The 16,814-nt window shown below is 69.7% G+C and carries 13 protein-coding genes and 1 pseudogene; 8 read left to right on the top strand and 6 right to left on the bottom strand.

The genetic code is table 11. The features are described 5' to 3' along the window. Positions 1-35 precede the first annotated feature (35 nt). Positions 36-2,573, bottom strand: coding sequence for an MFS transporter (locus tag B9S64_RS28940; RefSeq protein WP_103504988.1), 2,538 nt, complete (start codon positions 2,571-2,573; stop codon positions 36-38). Between the two features lie 229 nt (positions 2,574-2,802). Beyond that, positions 2,803-3,246: an SRPBCC family protein gene (locus tag B9S64_RS28935; protein WP_028442391.1), complete on the bottom strand. Its 444-nt coding sequence runs from the start codon at positions 3,244-3,246 to the stop codon at positions 2,803-2,805. A 146-nt stretch (positions 3,247-3,392) separates the two neighbouring features. Here B9S64_RS28935 and B9S64_RS28930 point away from each other — a divergent pair, with 146 nt between their 5' ends. Beyond that, positions 3,393-4,439: an Rv2578c family radical SAM protein gene (locus B9S64_RS28930; RefSeq protein ID WP_103490125.1), complete on the top strand. Its 1,047-nt coding sequence runs from the start codon at positions 3,393-3,395 to the stop codon at positions 4,437-4,439. 128 nt (positions 4,440-4,567) lie between these two features. Then, positions 4,568-6,169 (top strand): alpha/beta hydrolase, encoded by a 1,602-nt coding sequence (locus tag B9S64_RS28925; protein ID WP_103490124.1) that lies wholly within the window; start codon positions 4,568-4,570, stop codon positions 6,167-6,169. Positions 6,170-6,468: 299 nt separating this feature from the next. On the opposite strand, the gene B9S64_RS28920 is transcribed toward B9S64_RS28925, so the two are convergent. Further along, positions 6,469-6,675: a DUF397 domain-containing protein gene (locus B9S64_RS28920; protein WP_103490123.1), complete on the bottom strand. Its 207-nt coding sequence runs from the start codon at positions 6,673-6,675 to the stop codon at positions 6,469-6,471. After that, positions 6,672-7,493 (bottom strand): helix-turn-helix transcriptional regulator, encoded by an 822-nt coding sequence (locus B9S64_RS28915; RefSeq protein WP_103490122.1) that lies wholly within the window; start codon positions 7,491-7,493, stop codon positions 6,672-6,674. The genes B9S64_RS28920 and B9S64_RS28915 overlap by 4 nt, the downstream gene beginning before the upstream one ends. A 233-nt stretch (positions 7,494-7,726) precedes the next feature. On the opposite strand from B9S64_RS28915, the gene B9S64_RS28910 reads away from it, so the two are divergent. Both B9S64_RS28910 and B9S64_RS28905 read left to right on the top strand, forming a co-directional pair. Then, on the top strand, positions 7,727-8,176 hold the full coding sequence (locus B9S64_RS28910; protein ID WP_258037760.1) for an ATP-binding protein: 450 nt from the start codon (positions 7,727-7,729) through the stop codon (positions 8,174-8,176). A gap of 277 nt (positions 8,177-8,453) precedes the next feature. Next, the gene (locus B9S64_RS28905; protein WP_103490128.1) at positions 8,454-9,767 is read left to right on the top strand and encodes a hypothetical protein; all 1,314 of its coding nucleotides are present in this window, start codon (positions 8,454-8,456) and stop codon (positions 9,765-9,767) included. 172 nt (positions 9,768-9,939) lie between these two features. Here the strand turns inward: B9S64_RS28905 and B9S64_RS35280 are convergent. Further along, positions 9,940-10,112, bottom strand: a pseudogene (locus tag B9S64_RS35280) (ISAzo13 family transposase); the annotation flags it as partial. 287 nt (positions 10,113-10,399) lie between these two features. Between B9S64_RS35280 and B9S64_RS28900 the strand changes: the two are divergent. The 4 genes from B9S64_RS28900 (at position 10,400) to B9S64_RS34635 (ending at position 16,189) form a co-directional block, all read left to right on the top strand. Then, positions 10,400-15,133 (top strand): DUF6531 domain-containing protein, encoded by a 4,734-nt coding sequence (locus tag B9S64_RS28900; RefSeq protein WP_103490121.1) that lies wholly within the window; start codon positions 10,400-10,402, stop codon positions 15,131-15,133. Between the two features lie 22 nt (positions 15,134-15,155). Next, positions 15,156-15,695, top strand: a complete 540-nt coding sequence (locus tag B9S64_RS28895; RefSeq protein ID WP_103490120.1) for an SMI1/KNR4 family protein — start codon at positions 15,156-15,158, stop codon at positions 15,693-15,695. A 174-nt stretch (positions 15,696-15,869) separates the two neighbouring features. Further along, entirely contained in the window at positions 15,870-16,028 is a 159-nt protein-coding gene (locus tag B9S64_RS34640) for a hypothetical protein (protein WP_181012206.1), read from the top strand. Next, a complete protein-coding gene (locus B9S64_RS34635) occupies positions 16,025-16,189 on the top strand; it encodes a hypothetical protein (protein WP_258317588.1) in 165 nt (54 codons plus the stop codon). The genes B9S64_RS34640 and B9S64_RS34635 overlap by 4 nt, the downstream gene beginning before the upstream one ends. Before the next feature lie 45 nt (positions 16,190-16,234). Here B9S64_RS34635 and B9S64_RS28890 read toward each other — a convergent pair whose 3' ends face one another. Then, entirely contained in the window at positions 16,235-16,807 is a 573-nt protein-coding gene (locus tag B9S64_RS28890; protein WP_181012205.1) for an adenylosuccinate lyase, read from the bottom strand. Positions 16,808-16,814 lie beyond the last annotated feature (7 nt).

The raw sequence follows: 16,814 nt of genomic DNA, 5'->3' as shown, positions 1-16,814 counted from the left end.
TCCGGTCCGCACACCCGCCGCCCGGCCTGGTGGGCTCAGTCCTCGTGCCCCAGCTGGATGTCGCGCTCGGTGCGGCCGCCCCCGGGCACCTGGAGGACCGTGGCGACCGGCGGGTATCCGGCCGCGATCACGGTGTACTCGCCGGTCGACAGATCGACGAAGCGGAACGACCCGTCGGGTCCGGTGGTGTGGGTGTCCACCACGTTGCCCGCCGCGTCCAGCAGGGTGACCCGGGCGTCCTCGACGACCCGGCCGCCGGGGGCCCGTACGACACCGCGCAGCACGGCGCCGCCGGCCAGTTCGATGTCCTGCCGGGTCTCCCGTGCCGGCTGCACGCTGACCGGCAGCGCGGCGGGGCGGAAGGCGGGCGCGCTGGCCGCCAGGGTGTACTCGCCGGCCACCAGCTCACCGATCACATAGCCGCCTTCGTACCCGGTACGGGTGGTGGCGACGACTTCGCCGCGTACGTCGGTGAGGGTCACCGCGGCGTCGCGGACCGGGGTGCCGTCGGGGGTGAGGACCGCTCCCGCGAGCCGCCCCGCCCCGCCGAGCACCACCTGGAGGTCGACCGGCCGCTCCCCCACGGTGACGCTGACGGCCTGTGGCTGGTGACCGCCGGCCGCGGCGATCAGTACGTAGGAGCCGGAGCCGGGCACGCTCAGCGCGTACCGTCCGTCGTCGCCGCTGGCGCCCCGTCCGACCTGCCGGCCGAGCCCGTCGATGAGGGTGAGCGCGGCCCGGCCCACGTTCGTCCCGTCGGAGTGCTGGACGCGGCCGCTGACCGGGACACCGGGCGGCGGGACCGGCTGCGGCGGGCCGGGGTCGGTGCGGGCCGGGGGGATCGGGGCGGGGGGCGCGGCGGGTTCCGCGGCCGGGGCGGGGGTGTGGTGGGACACCAGCGGTTTCTCCTTGAGGAAGAAGGCGAGCAACAGGCCGAGCAGGAGCACCGGCACGAGGTAGAGGAAGATCCGGGGCATGGCGTCGGCGTACGCCTGGATGTAGGCGTCGCGCAGCGCGGGTTCCATGGAGTGGACGGCCTGCGGGGTGATCGACGCCGGGTCGGGCAGGTCGGCCCCGGACGGGAGCCGTACCCCGAGCGCGTCCGCGAGCCGGCCCGCGAACAGGGTGCCGAAAACGGCGGCGCCGACGCTGCCGCCGATCTGCCGGAAGTAGTTGTGGGCGCTGGTGGCGGTGCCGAGGTCCGAGGGGCGTACGGAGTTCTGGACGGCCAGCACGAGGACGGACATCCCGAGGCCGATCCCGAGGCCGAGGACCGCCTGCCAGACGCCGTACTCCAGCGGGGTGGTGTCGGTGTCCAGGGAGGAGAGCAGCCACATGCCGACGGCCGAGACGGCACCGCCGATCAGCGGGAAGACGCGGTAACGGCCGGTACGGGAGACCAGTTGCCCCGAGACGACGGAGGCGACGACGATCCCGCCCATCATCGGGAGCATGAGCAGCCCCGACTCGGTGGCGGAGACGCCCTCGACCATCTGGAGGTAGGTCGGCAGATAGCTGGCCGCGCCGAAGAGCGCGACCCCGACGACGGCGCCCACGAGTGAGGTGACGTTGAAGACCGAGTCGCGGAACAGCCGCAGGGGGATGACGGGTTCGGCCGCCCGGTGCTCGACGACGAGGAAGAGCAGGGCCGTTCCGAGCGCCCCGGCGGCCAGCCCCAGGATGGTGCGCGAGCCCCACGCGTACTCCGTACCGCCCCAGCTGGTGAGCAGCACCAGGCAGGTGGAGGCGACGGCGAGGAGCAGCGCGCCCAGGACGTCGAGGCGGGGCCGGACGGCCGGTCTGGGGAGTTTCAGGACGACGGCGATGACGGCGAGGGTGACCAGGCCGAACGGCACGTTGACGTAGAAGCACCAGCGCCAGGAGACGTGGTCGGTGAAGAAGCCGCCGAGCAGCGGACCGGCGACCGAGGCGAGGCCGAACACGGCCCCGATGAGACCCATGTACCGGCCGCGTTCCCGGGAGGGGACGATGTCGGCGATGATCGCCTGCACCCCGATCATGAGCCCGCCGCCGCCGATGCCCTGGACGGCGCGGAAGGCGATGAGTTCGTCCATGGTGCGCGACCAGCCGGCGAGTGCCGAGCCGATGACGAAGACCACGATCGCGAACTGGAAGACGCCCTTGCGGCCGAAGAGGTCCCCGAGCTTGCCGTAGAGCGGCAGACCGATGGTGGAGGCCAGCAGATAGGCGGTGACCGCCCAGGACATCTTGTCCAGGCCGTGCAGCTCTCCGACGATCTTCGGCAGGGCGGTGGCGACGATCATCTGGTCGAGCGCGGCGAGCAGCAGGGTGAGCATCAGGCCGAGGAAGACCAGACGGACCCGGCGCGGGCTGAACCCGCCGTCCGGGGTCCCGGCCGCAGCGCCGTCCGGCGGCCCGGGAGGGACGGCGACGGGCACGGTCGGCGCCTCGCGGGTCCCGCCGAGGAGTTCGTCCGCCAGGTCGCCCCTCTCCGGGGGCCCGCCCGGCCCGCCTCCCCCGCCGCCCGGTCCGTGGCCCCCGCACCCGGGCCCGTCCGGTTCGTCCTTCAGCAGAGTGATCCCACCCACCACCTGGCGCTCCCCTCGTCCGCTCCTGCGCCGCCCATTTGTCGCATCAGGCGGTAAGGCGGGGCAAACGCGACCGGGTAGGCGGGCGGCGCGCGCGGAGGGCGTATGCGCCGGTGGGAGGTGTTACGGCACGCGACCGGCCGTTCCGGAAAACCACTCGTTCCGGTGAGGCCGGTCGCGAACCCGCAGTGTCAGCACATGACTTGATTCCCGTGCGGAACCGGGGCGTGACCTACTTCTCGACCTCGGCGGCCAGGTTCGCCAGCAGCTCGTCGTGGATGCGGGCGAGGCCCTTGGGCGCGAAGGTCCTCTCGAAGAACCCGCCGATGCCCCCGGCACCGTCCCAGACGGTGGTGACGACGGCCTTGGACCTGCCCTCGCCGGCCGGGGTGACGATCCAGGTGGTCACCATCGAGGAGTTGCGGTCCTTCTCGACCAGCTGCCCGTCGGTGGGCTCGGTGACCTCCAGCAGGCAGTCGCGGACCCGCTTGCTGGTGGCCTGGAGCTTCCAGTGCACGAGGGTGCCTTCCCCGTCGCCGCCCTCGCGGACCTCGTACTCGCTGTACTGCCCGGGGAGGATCTTGCCCCGGACCTCCTTGTAGTCGGCCAGCGCGTCGAACACCGCCTCGGGGTCCGCCGCGATGATCCGCTCCGTCGTGGCCTCGACCTGCGCCATGCCTGCTCCTCCAGCACTCGGTTGTACGGGACGGTGCTGAGCCAACCACCTCCGGTGCGCCCCTCAAAATCGGCCCCGGACGGTGGCGCGCACGATCAAGGGAACAAGTGTTCTATTCTCTGCGCAGTACCACCTAGGAGGTGTCCATGCGCTGGGACAATCTGGCCGACAACACCACACAGACAGGGGCCGGAGCCCTGTTCGCCGCGGACGCGGTGACGACCCGCACGTTCGACACCCCGGAATTCCGCGGCATCACCTTCCACGAGATCCGCGCCCGCTCGATCGTGAACCGGGTGCCCGGCGCGTCCCGGATGCCGTTCGAGTGGACCGTGAACCCGTACCGGGGCTGCACCCACGCCTGTGTGTACTGCTTCGCGCGCAAGACCCACAGCTATCTGGACCTGGACACCGGTCTCGGCTTCGACTCCCAGATCGTCGTGAAGACCAACGCGGGCGAGCTGCTGGCCCGCCACCTCGCCTCCCCGCGGTGGCACGGCGCGCACATCGCGATGGGCACGAACGTGGACTGCTACCAGCGGGCGGAGGGCCGCTACCGGCTGATGCCCGGCATCATCAGCGCCCTGCGCGACCACGCCAACCCTTTCTCCGTCCTCACGAAGGGCACGCTGATCCTGCGCGACCTGGAGCTGCTGAAGCAGGCCGCCGAGGTCACCGAGGTCGGCATCTCCGTCTCGGTCGGCTTCACCGACCGCGAGCTGTGGCGCACGGTCGAACCGGGCACCCCCTCCCCCGAGCGCCGCCTCGACGTCGTGCGCACGCTCGCGGACCACGGCATCGGCTGCGGGGTGCTGATGGCACCGGTCATCCCGTTCCTCGGGGACCGCCCCGACCAGCTGCGCGACACGGTCCGGGCCGTCGCCGAGGCCGGGGCGCAGTCGGTGACCCCGCTCGTCCTGCACCTGCGGCCGGGCGCCCGGGAGTGGTTCATGGCCTGGCTCGCCGAGCACCACCCGAGTCTGGTGAGGCGCTACGAACGGCTGTACGCGGACGGGGCGTACGCGCCGACCTGGTACCAGCGGCGCGTCACCCGCCGGGTGCACGAGCTGGCGGCGGAGTACGGCATCGGCCCCGCCCGGCGGGGCGAGGCCCGACGTGTCCCCCCGCCCGGCACGCCGGCGCCGGTGCCGATGCGGGACGACCCGGGACCCACCCAGCTGACCCTGCTCTGACGCCACCACCACCCGCTGACCAATCGGGTCAAGTCTTGGCGGAATCTGTCCTTCCGCGCCCGGATTCGGGGAGCATGCGGCCGTGGCTGTGCCCCTCACAGCCTCGATCCCCCACTACGGGAGGCCGTATGACGAAACGTGCAGGCATTCTGGTCGCAGTCGGCGCCACGGTCGCCGGGCTGGTCACCGCGGTACCGTCCGCCGCGTCCACCGCACCCCCGGCCCCCGGGCCCGCCGCGTCCCTGAAGTGGACCGCCTGCGGGACCCAGGCGTATCCGGCCCTCCAGTGCGCGACCGTCCGCGCGCCGCTGGACCATGACCGGCCGTCAGGCCGCCGGATCACCCTCGCCCTCTCCCGGGTCCCGCACACCGCGAAGACCTCGCGGGGCCCCCTGCTGGTCAACCCCGGCGGGCCCGGCGGCAGCGGGCTCTCGCTGGCCGGCTTCGTGGCGTCCGCGCTGCCCGCGAAGGTCGCCGCCCAGTACGACGTGATCGGGTTCGACCCGCGCGGCGTCGGCGACAGCACCCCGGCGCTGGACTGCGTACCCGGGTACTTCGACCCGGTGCGCCCCGGCTCCGTGCCCGACTCGCTCCGCTCCGAGCGGGCCAACCGGGAACGGGCCGCGTCCTTCGCCGCCGCCTGCGGCGAGAAGCACGGCGACCTGCTGCCGTACATGGACAGCGTCAGCGCCGCGAAGGACCTCGACGTGATCCGCCAGGCCCTCGGCGCCCGGCAGATCAACTACTTCGGCTACTCCTACGGCACCTACCTGGGCGCGGTCTACGCCAAGCTGTTCCCGGAGCGCGTGCGGCGCCTGGTGCTGGACTCGATCGTGGACCCGGACGGCGTCTGGTACGAGGACAACCTCGGCCAGGACTACGCCTTCGACGCGCGCCACAAGGCGTTCGCCGCGTGGGTGGCGAAGAACGACGCCACCTACCGGCTCGGCACCGACCCGGCGAAGGTCGAGGCCGCCTGGTACCGGATGCGCGACGCGGTACGGAAGCACCCGGCGGGAGGCACGGTCGGCCCGAGCGAGCTGGAGGACATCTTCCTGCCCGGCGGCTACTACAACGGCTACTGGCCGGAACTGGCCGAGGTCTTCGCCGCCTACGTGAACGACGCGGACGAGGACGCGCTGGCCACCGCGTACGAGGACTTCGCGGCAGTCGACGCGAGCGGGGACAACGGCTACTCCGTCTACACGGCCGTCCAGTGCCGCGACGCCGCCTGGCCGCGCTCCTGGAGCACCTGGCGCAACGACACCGCGCGGGCGCACCGCAAGGCGCCGCTCATGGCATGGAACAACACCTGGTACAACGCGCCGTGCGCCACCTGGCCGGTCGCCCCGCTGAACCCGGTACGGGTGACCAACGACCGGATCCCCCCGGCGCTGCTCTTCCAGGCCACCGACGACGCGGCGACGCCGTACGAGGGCGGCGTCACCATGCACCGCAAGCTCAAGGGATCGAGCCTGGTCGTCGAGGAAGGCGGCGGCAACCACGGCATCAGCCTGAGCGGCAACGACTGCCTGGACGCCTACCTGGTGGACTACCTCACCGACGGCACCCTCCCCCGCTCCGGCGGCAGCGGCCCGGACGCGGTCTGCGACGCGCTCCCGGACCCCGAACCGGCGTCCGCGGCGAAGGCGAGCACGAAGGCGGCCCCATCGACGGGGTCGGCCGCCAAGGGCCTGACCCTGCACGGGCTGCTCGGGGCCCGGGGCTGAGAAGTAGGCGGCCCCACGTCGGGGGCGTACGCCAGGATGGACCGGTTAACCCCGCCCCACCCCGCGTACGCCCCCTGCGCGCGCGAACGCGCCATGGGCGCGACCCCAAGGAACGTTGAAGAACAAGCTCGGCTCGCCCACCTTCCGCGAGAGCGACGGGGCGCTGATCGCAACGGCCGCATATGAGCGGGGCTGCTCGCCAAGCCGCAGGGCCGGCACCGCTCGTACGACGATTTCGTGGCCGAGCTGACCACGTGGGGCTGAGGGGCCGGGCGGGCTGATCAGCCGCCCAGCCCGCTTCACACCTCGCGGGCGAACGTGATGAACGCGGTCCAAGCCGACGGAGCCAGGGTCAAGCTGGGTCGCGCGATGTCCTTCGAGTCACGAACTTGGACAGTGTCGGGACAGCTCGCTACTTCAACGCACTGGCCGCCATCACCGGCGCTATAGCTGCTCTTGAACCAGGCGCGGCAGTCGGTCCCGCACTCGGATTCGTCCACTCTCATGCTTCTCCCAACAACTTCTCGATCAAGGCCATGGACTCCTGAGGCGCCCGAGCCTGCCCGCGAATCGCCCCGTATGTAGCCTCCAACTCACGCACTCTGCCACGTTCGGTGTGCAAACGACCATCACTCTGCACCTCCGTGTAAGCAACTCTGCGCCCATCCCCAGTCTCCATCAAAGTGAAGGGCCCAGCGAGCCCAGCATGTTCGCATCGACCCAGTGGCATCACCTGAATCTCGACATTCCGCCTCTGCCCGATCAGTAGGACCTGTTCCAACTGTCCCCGCCAGACCTGGTCCCCGCCGATCCGTTTGTGGAGTACGGCTTCCTCGATCACGAAGCTCAGGTTCGGCACAGGCCGTCGGTTGAAGATCTCCTGCCGCGCCATGCGCGATGCGCATCTCTGGTCGACTACTTCTTCGTCCAAGAAGGGGCGCCACTGCCTGAACACTGCACGCGCATAATCCTCCGTCTGCAGGAGGCCGTTGACCGCCAGGGTGTCGTAGACGTGCAGCTCGACCGCCTCCGATTCCAGCTTGGCCGCATGCTGGAAGAACGACGGATACCGCGCCCGAGCCACCTCCGCCTTCATCGCACTGAGCAGCCCTCCCGCCCCCAGCACCTCATCCGCCCGGTCGATCATCTCCGGCTTCGGGATGCGCCGCCCCAGCTCCACCGACGCGATCTGATCCTCTCCGTACCCCAGCCGCGACCCCAACTCGGCCCGTGTGAGGCCCTCCCGCTCTCGCAGCAGTCTCAACTGCGCCCCGAAGCACCGCAGGAATCCCACGGCTCCCTCGTCCCGTTCCGTCTCCGCCATCGCTCACCCCGCCACGTACACCGCGCACACTCTGTCGGTCACAAAACTACGCACAGCAACCACGCCCCGTACCCGAATCCGTCCCTCTCCCCCGAACGAGCGCTCCGCATCCCCCGCCCGTCCGCCGATCGACCTGTCAACGGTGTACGCAAGCTCCCGCAGCCCGTACAACCGGCCCCCGTACAAGCGTTGCTGCTGGTGAACGGGGTGTCGCTCCCGCCAACCTCACTCCCATGACTTCCTCCCCCACCGCCTCGCACAAGAACGTGACACCGCGCACCGACCACGAATTCGTCATGCGCTTCACGTCCACCCCACGCGGTGCCCGCCTCGCCCGGCTCCTCGTAGGTGAACGGCTGGACGCCTGGGGCATCCCCTACCGTTCCCCCGCCCACGACACGTTCTCGCTCATCACCGGCGAGCTCTGCACCAACGCCGTGCAGCACGGCCACGTCCCAGGCCGCGACTTCCGCGTACGCCTGACCGTGACGGCGGATGTACTCCGTATCGAGGTGACCGACACCCGCACCGAACGCCGCCCCGCCGACACCCGTCGGCCCACCACCCCGCCTCCGGGCTCCGAGACCGGCCGCGGGCTCCTCCTCGTCGAGCACCTGGCCACCCGCTGGGGTGTCACTCCACGCGTCGGCGCACCCGGCAAGACGGTCTGGGCCGAGCTGTGAAGAAGCCGCCGGAGGTCGGTCAGGCGTCCGTTCGACCGTCGGCTCGCCCCGCCCGTGTCTCCGTGACCGGTTCCGAGGCCGACCTGTTGGTGCGCGGGACGGTTGCACGTTCACGGATCACGTAGATTGGCTGCCTTCAGGGGGAGTTGGTACGGCCGCAGGACAGGCAAGAGACCGGTGATCTTCAGCGTCTCCGTGCCCGTTGGTCAGATGAGGGTGCATGCCGTTCCGGCCGGGCGTCAGCCGGAGACGGCTGTGGGCGAACAAGGGGGAGACGATGATCGACTACCGCAAGGCACCAGCCGTTCCGGTGTGGACGCTCGCGACGGGTGACGTCCGGGTGCCCGCAGTGGCCGGAGACGGGCCGATGACGGCTGAGCGCCTGGGTGAACTGCGCGGTGTGCTGGCCGCCCTGGCCGACGAGCCGATCGTGACACTTGAGGTGTATCCGCTGCCCGACGGCCTCGACCGCAGCCGAGGCATCCCGCTCGACGCCGTGAGCCCGCTGGCACAGCACCTGTCGCAGCTCGTCACGCAGACAGCACGGAATTCCTCCACGGCGGCTACGGCGACCTCTGCCGGCGAGAACCTGTATCACATGGTGGTTCCGGCGAAGGTCGCCGCCCAGCTCGGTCAGGGCATCGTTAGCTCGATGCCGTCAAAGGCGGTGGCTGGCGGCATCCACAGTCCAATCATGGACCCCATGGGCCGCATCTGCGGCGGCGCGACGTTCGTGCCGGTCGGTAAGGCGGCAGCGGCGGGCGCAGCCGGTGGGGCCGGTGCGACGGCCGGCGTCGCAGCCGCCGGCAGCGCGGCGCTCACCGTGGCCGCCCCGCTCGTGCTCATGGCCGTGGCGGTGGGGGTGAGCGCGCATGCCGACCGTCGGCGCCAGCAGGCCATCGAACACATCACCGAGCTGCTGGAGCAGCTGCACGAAGAGAAGCTCGATGACGAGCACAGCGAACTCGACGGCTGCCGCGATGCCATCGACAAAGCCACCGCGATCCTGCTCGACCAGGGCAAGCTCGGCATCTCGCTGGGACTGGACTCGGCGGTGCATGCCATCAACACGGCGCTGGGCAGGGCTGATCGCCGCCTTGCCCGGTGGCGGAGCGCACTCGACAAGCTGCCCGAGGGCGAGGCCGTCGAGATCGCCGTGCTGACCAAGTCGTTCCCCGGTGTCGATGACCAGGGGGGCACGTTCCGCGCCCACCTCGAACTCGCCGCCCTGGCCCTTGCGCTGAAGCGGCGGGTCGTCGTCCTGCAAGCCGTCGAGCACGCCCAGAACGACCCTGGCAACCTGTTCGAGAGCTTCACCCGCGCACTCAGGCGCGACCAACAGCGCCTCGGTGAACTGGAGTCGGGCGTCGCCGGTGTCCTGCTTCGTCTGTCGGCGCTGGAGCTGGCCCGCCCGAACGGTTTGCGGCCCGTCTTCACGCCGGGTGAAGTCGATCGCCTGATGCGCGCGACCCACCGGATCCACCGGCTGGGTGATGGCATCTCGGTCGACAGCCGTGCGACGGACGTGGCGATCGAGATCGCCCGCGACAGGGACGGCTCGGTGGTCGTGTTCCCCGCGCTGCCCGCCTGAGGGCTCTTGGGAGAATTACTCGGCGGTTGTTGCTCGGGGTGTGGTGTCGGGGTGTGGCCGGCGATGGCGTGGAGTTGCTCGGCGGAGGTCACGGTGAGTGGACCGGCGGGAATGTCGTGGTCGAGTGCAGCAAGGGCAGGGGCGGCATCCCAGAGAGTAGTGCTGACCCGGCGCTGATCACGGGCTGGCCAGCCTGGATGAACTCTCCGGCCTGGTCGTTGATGTAGCGGAACTGGGCATCGCGGTGGGGGTGCCGGGCCGCTCGGGTGTGCGCGAGGCTCTCTGCGAGAAGAAGCCCTCCGCCTTGGGCAGGGCGGCCACGGAGTCGTACCCGATGCGGTGCCCTGGAGCGATAGCTCCCTGGTCGGCGCCCCCGCACCAACCGTCGCCGCCGCTTGTCCAGACACGGCAACAACGGCCCGAACGCCTCAGCCTGACCCGCCTCGATGCGCTCTTTCACCGCCGTATCCCACCGTTCAACAACAGCTTCAATCCCTGAAGTTGTCCATGGACAGCCCCCTGGGTGCCTTGGCGGGCAGGTCGGTCTGCCCGTCTCTCCCGATCGCGCGCAGGGCATGGCGGGCAATCATAGGGTGGGTCGAACTGATGGTCCGTTAATCGGGGGTTGCATTGTGGGGTACACGATTCCTGAGGGCGTCGACACCATGCTCGATGTGGTCGGTGTGGGTTGGCCGAACGTCGACGAGGACGCCTACCGCGACATGGCGGACGCACTTCGGGAGTTCGGCGATGACGCGGACGACGACGCGTACGCCGCGTACCAGCACATTCAGAAGCTGTTGGCGAGCGGTCAGAGCGAGTCGCTTGCCGCCCTGGACGCGCACTGGTCGAAGGTGCAGGGCAAGCACAAGGACCTGGCGAAGGCGGCGCGGCTCGTCGCGGGTGCGCTCGACCGGGTCGCCGACATCATCGTGGCCCGGAAGATGGCTGCTGTGGCCGAACTGGCCGACCTGTGTGCGACGGTGGGGATCACCCTGGCATTCGCCCCGCTGACCGCCGGGCTGTCGACGCTCTTGGCCGGCGCGAAGATCGCAGCGACCCGTATCGCCTTCAAGCGCATCCTGAAGGAGATGGCTGAGGCTGCCGTATCGGAGATCGTTGCGACGCTCACCGAGCCGGCGGTCGCAGCGATCGAGAACATCGTGGCGGACCTGGCCGTCCAGACCGCGCTGAACGTCGCAGGTGTGCAGGACGGTTACAACACCGGGCAGACGGCGCAGGCGGGCAAGGACGCGCTGCAGATCAACTCGGTGGGTGGGTCCGGTGGCCCGGGTTCCGGTGGCGGCGGCCCGGTGATCGACCACGATGCGCACAACAAGGCCGGAATGCACCTGGCCGGTGTGCAGATCACGATGCGTGAGAAGACGGGCGGCAAGCTCGGCAAGGCCAAGGGGCACCACGGCCGGGCCAAGGGCAAGGACTCCCTGACCGCCGTACTCGACACCACGATCGAAGGGGTGGTGGAGAAGCTCGGGAAGGCGCTCGGTGATCTCGGCGACCACGTGGGCAAGACGGTGCCCGAACGCATCGCCAAGAGTTCCAAGACGCACAAAGACACCGACCACGACATCCGTGACGGCCTGAACAAGATCACTTCGGGCGACGGTAAGGGCGACGACGGTCGCCGGGGCGCCGTGCGGGACCGGCCGACCCGGAGGAGCGGCGGGACACGCCTCAAGCCGGCTTCCCTCGACGGCGCCAGGGATGACACCCGCCGTCACGCCATCTCCCTGGAGAAGAAGACCTGCAAGAACGATCCGGTCGATGTCGCCACCGGCGAGATGGCACTGCCCCAGACCGATCTCGTACTCCCTGGCACCCTGCCCCTCTTTCTGCGCCGTACCCACCTGTCCGACTACCGCTGGGGCCGCTGGTTCGGACGCAGCTGGGCTTCCACTCTGGACGAACGCATCGAGCTGGACCCCAGGGGGCAGGGCGCGGTCTGGGCGCGCGAGGACGGGTCGTTGCTGGTCTATCCGCGGCTGCCGGCCCCGGATGACGTGGAGGGGGTTCTGCCGATTGAGGGGCCTCGTCTGCCCCTGGCCCATGTCGGGCGAGACTACGCGTCCGCGACGACCTACTGCATAACAGATGAGTCGGCAGGGGCTACGCGCTACTTCACGGGCAGCCCCTACAAGGAATCGACCGCGTACTGGCTGAGCGAGGTCGAGGACCGCAATCACAACGGCATCACGTTCGTACGGCGCGGTGACGGAGCTCCGGTCCGGGTCGTGCATGACGGGGGCTACCAGGTCGCGTTGCGTATCGAGGACGACCGGGTGACCGAGCTGTCGCTGCGAACACCCGAAGGGCCCGTCACCGTGAGGCATTACGGCTACGACAGTGAGGGCAACCTCGACGCGGTCGTCAACTCCTCCGGTCTGCCCATGCGGTTCACCTACGACTCGGACGCCCGCATCATCTCCTGGACCGACCGCAACGAGTCCACGTTCCGGTACGTCTACGACGCCGTCGGCCGGGTTGTCAGGACGATCGGCCCGGACGGCATGCTCTCCTCCACGTTCACCTACGAGACGCCCCCCGAAGCGGCTGGGGGGACGACCTGGTACACGGACTCGACCGGCGCCACCAGCGTCTTCCATTGGGATGACCGGCTTCAGGTCGTGGCTGCGACCGACCCGCTCGGTGCCACGCAGAGGAGCGAGTACGACGAGTCCGGCCGGCTCCTGGCCCACACGGACGCCAACGGGGAGACGTCCCGGCAGAGCTACGACGATGACGGCCGGCCGGCCGAACTGGTGAGGACGGACGGGCACCGCACGACCGTCACCTACGACGGCCGCGGACTCCTGGCCTCCCTGACCGAGCCTGACGGGGCGAGGTGGCTGCACAGCTACGACGAGAGGGGTAACCGCACCGCTCTCACGGATCCGAGCGGGGCCACCACGCACTACACGGTCGACCCTCGGGGCGCGGTGACCGCCGTGACCAATGCTCTGGGCGAGCGTGTGGAGATCACTCGGAACGGAGCCGGGCTCCCCCTGAGTATCGCCGACGCGTCCGGGACCGTGCGTCGTTACACCTACGATCCCTTCGGCCGCCCGGTGCTCGTCGCCGGCCGTGAGGAGACTGTCGCGACCCGGCTGGAGTGGTCGGTGGACGGTTGGCTCATACGCCGGACCGACCCCGACGGAAGTTCCGAGCAATGGGAGTTCGACGGCGAGGGCAACTGCACCCTGTATACCGATCCGCTGGGAGCGACAGCGCGTACCGAATACACGCACTTCGATCTGCCGACCGCCCGGATCACACCTGGCGACGCGCGCCACACCTTCACGTACGACACCGAACGACGACTGATCGAGGTCACCGATCCGCAGTCCCTCTCCTGGACATATGACTACGACGCGGCTGGGCAGTTGATCAGCGAGACCGATTTCGACGGTCGTACCACGACCTACGCCTACGACGACGTCGGCCGTCTCACGCGGCGGACCAATGCCGCGGGCCAGATCGTTGCCTACCGCTACTCCGCCGCTGGGCAGCTGACCGGCAAAAGTGTCGACGGGCGCGAGATTCACTTCGACAACGACGCGTGCGGGCGTCTGGTCCATGCGGTCGGTCCCGATGCCACGCTGGCCTACCGCTATGACGCCGTAGGCCGCATTGTCGGGGAAACCGTGGACGGCAGGACGCTCTCCACCGACTGCGACGCGGTGGGCCGCCGTACGCACCGTACGACTCCGCTGGGTATCGCGACCACGTATTCGTACGACCCGATGGGAAACTTCGAGACAGTGACGGCATCCGGCCGCACTCTTTCTTTCGAGCACGACATGGCCGGCCGCGAGATCCGCCGTACGCTGGATGACCGCCTCGCCCTGACCTACAGCTGGGACCAGGCGGGTCGGCTCTCCACGCAGACCCTCACCTCCGACCGGTCCCCGCAACCCGCGATCGACCGCACATACGCGTACCGGAGGGACGGTCACCTGACGGCCGTAGCCGATCTCCACGCCGGCCACCGTGCCTTCACCCTCGACGGGGCCGGCCGTGTCACGGCCGTCGAGGCCGAGAACTGGACGGAGCGGTACACCTACGACGCAGCCGGTAACCAGACGCACGCCTCGTGGCCTGACAAGCACCCCGGGAGCGAGGGCCGTGGAGCTCGCAGGTACACCGGAAGCAACCTGGTGAGTGCCGGCGGTATCCGTTACGAACACGATGCCCAAGGGCGCGTGGTGGTGCGCCGGAAGAGCCGCCTGTCGCGTAAGCCCGACACCTGGCTGTACACCTGGGATGCCGAAGACCGTCTCACGTCCGTCACCACCCCCGACGGCACTCGCTGGTGCTATCTGTACGACCCTTTGGGCCGCCGCATTGCCAAGCAGCGCCTCGACGCGGACGGAACTGTGGCCGAGGAGACCCGCTTCACCTGGGACGGAACCACCCTCACCGAACAGACGTCCTCCGCCGCCGGCTCCCCTGAGCTCATCACGCTCACCTGGGACCACGACGGTCAGGCACCCCTCGCGCAGACAGAAACCAAATCCCTGGCAGGGTCACCGCAGGAATCGATCGACCAGCGGTTCTTCGCGATCGTCACCGACCAGGTGGGCACCCCGACCGAACTGGTCGACGAACACGGCACCGTGGCCTGGCGAACCAGGGCCACCCTGTGGGGCACCACCACCTGGAACCGGGACGCGGACGCCTATACGCCGTTGCGTTTCCCCGGCCACTACTACGACCCGGAAACGGAACTCCACCACAACTACTTCCGCCACTACGACCCGCAGACCGCTCGCTACCTCAGCCTTGACCCGCTCGGACTCGACGCAGCGCCGAACCCCCACACCTACGTGGACAACCCGCACACCCTGACAGATCCACTGGGTCTCGCGCCGTGCGACGAAAGCGACGTCAGCTGGGGCGGCCGCGTTCGCTACGGACGCCCCGGGCCGGGCGGGCGGGCAAGCACCATGCGCGCCACGATCGAGGGGGACATGACAGGCGGGCAGACCAACCCGAGCGCGAAGGTGGCGGGCTACGAGAAGTACAAGAAGCTGAACAAGACCCATCTGCTCGGCGCGCAGATCGGTGGCTCGAACAAGGATTCGCGAAACTTCGTCACGATGCACCGCTTCGCCAACTCCCCGGTCATGCGAAGAGTCGAGGAACAGGTCAGGGCGGCTGTCGACAAGCGAGGGGAAACCATCGAGTACTCCGTCACGCCCATCTACCGGACGAACGACCCCACCGACGTCGTGCCGATCGGGCTGACCATCGAAGCCCGGGGCGACAAGGGTTTCAGCTTCGCGCCCTACGAAGGCGGCAGCAACACCAACATCGTCACTATCCTGAACGTCCCCAAACGCATCTGACCCGGCACAGAGAGAGACGAACATGCACCCCGCCGTGGAACGCCTCACCGAGCTCGTCACGCCTTCCGGTCCACACCGCTTCAGGGACTGGCCGGCCGTCGAGCGGGCACTCGGCACCGCGCTGCCGACCGATTACCGACAGCTTGTCGAGACGTACGGGGGAGGCGTCTTCGACGAGACGATCTGGCTCCTGGATCCTGCCTGCCCGGACGAAGACTACGAGCTGCTCGCGCAAGCAGCCGAAAAGGCCGAGACCCTCAAGAAGCTGTGGGAGGTCGAGCCCAGGCCTGCTCAGCTCCAGGAGTCCGGTACGGAGGTATTGCCCTGGGCCTACATCGAGGGCACAGGGGCCATGCTGTATTGGCTGGTGAAGCCGGGCCAGGAACCGGACGAATGGACGGTCATGTTCAACGAGGGCCGTGGGCCGTTGTGGGAACACCACGACGCTCAGTGCGCGTCCTTCCTTCTGGCCGTTCTCACAGGGCGAGCGGAGACGGACTACTTCCCGGCACTCCCTGTTGACCAACACCAGTTCGATTCCAACGACGAGATCCTCGGTTAGCCGCGCCGACGTTCCGCACGCGCAAAGAGCGCAGCTCGGCTGCACCACCTCCCATACCGTTCACGGAACGGGTGCATACGCTGACCTGGAGCGCGCGGGTCACTGGTGGTGCACTGCCGGCTCGGTCGGCGGAGCTGGAACGGCCATCGCCTCCAAGGAGACCATGGTCGAGAGGTGCGTCCGGCGATCGCCTGGACGGCCCAGGAGATCGCGCGATCCCGTCTCCTGGCGCTCGGCGGGGAAACCCCGCTCGGCCGCGTCGACATCAGCCACGTCGACCAGCTGGGCCTGCGGATCGTGCGCGAGGCGGAGCCGGGCAGCCGCAAGAAGTGAACCGGAGGCGTACCACCGATCCGGTGCGCCACCGGCGCGAGGTCCAGCAGGCACGCTCGCTGCTGTTCGTCGCCACCACGCGGGCCCGCGACAGCCTGGACATCTTCTGGCACGGCACACCGAGCCCTTTCCTGGCGCCACTGATGACGGCCGGACGGTGATGGGCTGCCGGTCGGCTGCGCTCTCCTCGCACGCCGTACGCCCCCTCACCCCGCCCGCAACCGCCCCAGTGCCTCTTCCGCCGCCGGGCCCAACCGGGGGTGCGGCAGGGCCGCTTGAAGGACCGGGCGGGCCCGGTCGTCGGCCAGGGTGCCCAGGCCCTCCACGCACGCGAGCGCGACCCGCCAGTGCGGTTCGGCGGGGGCCAGCAGCCGGTCGAGCGTGGTGATCAGCGCGGGTACCGACTCCGGGGCCCGCAGTGCGGTCAGCAGGCGTACCGGGTGCAGGGCGTAGGCCGTACGCAGGGGGTTGGTGGCGAGTGCGGCGGCGGCGCGGGGCGTCCGGGGGTCCTGGAGCAGCAGCAGGGCGTGGGCGGCCGAGACGCAGCGCTCGGGGTCGCGGTGGTTGAGCAGGAGGACCAGTGCCTCGAACGCCCGGCGGTCGCCCTGGCAGCCGAGCCGGAACGCGGCGATCTCCCGTGCCCACAGCGGCTGTCCGGCGCCGGTGAGGGCGGCGGCCAGTTCCTCGTCGTCCTGGGTGGCGAGCAGCCGGCCGAAGAGCGGGGACCCTCCCGCCTCGTCCCGGAGACGGTCCGTCAGCGAGCGTGACTCCTCGTCCATGACGCTG

Origin of the sequence: Streptomyces sp. SM18 (genome assembly GCF_002910775.2) — a bacterium.
Lineage (GTDB): Bacteria > Actinomycetota > Actinomycetes > Streptomycetales > Streptomycetaceae > Streptomyces > Streptomyces halstedii.
This window is presented reverse-complemented; position numbering and strand designations above follow the sequence as displayed.

Excerpts from the sequence above, each read along its gene's own strand:
- B9S64_RS28925 (WP_103490124.1), top strand. The coding sequence starts at position 4,568 with ATGACGAAACGTGCAGGCATTCTGGTCGCAGTCGGCGCCACGGTCGCC.
- B9S64_RS28910 (WP_258037760.1), top strand. The coding sequence starts at position 7,727 with ATGACTTCCTCCCCCACCGCCTCGCACAAGAACGTGACACCGCGCACC.
- B9S64_RS28920 (WP_103490123.1), bottom strand. The coding sequence starts at position 6,675 with ATGAGAGTGGACGAATCCGAGTGCGGGACCGACTGCCGCGCCTGGTTC.
- B9S64_RS28935 (WP_028442391.1), bottom strand. The coding sequence starts at position 3,246 with ATGGCGCAGGTCGAGGCCACGACGGAGCGGATCATCGCGGCGGACCCC.
- B9S64_RS28895 (WP_103490120.1), top strand. The coding sequence starts at position 15,156 with ATGCACCCCGCCGTGGAACGCCTCACCGAGCTCGTCACGCCTTCCGGT.
- B9S64_RS28890 (WP_181012205.1), bottom strand. The coding sequence starts at position 16,807 with ATGGACGAGGAGTCACGCTCGCTGACGGACCGTCTCCGGGACGAGGCG.
- B9S64_RS28930 (WP_103490125.1), top strand. The coding sequence starts at position 3,393 with ATGCGCTGGGACAATCTGGCCGACAACACCACACAGACAGGGGCCGGA.
- B9S64_RS28905 (WP_103490128.1), top strand. The coding sequence starts at position 8,454 with ATGATCGACTACCGCAAGGCACCAGCCGTTCCGGTGTGGACGCTCGCG.
- B9S64_RS28915 (WP_103490122.1), bottom strand. The coding sequence starts at position 7,493 with ATGGCGGAGACGGAACGGGACGAGGGAGCCGTGGGATTCCTGCGGTGC.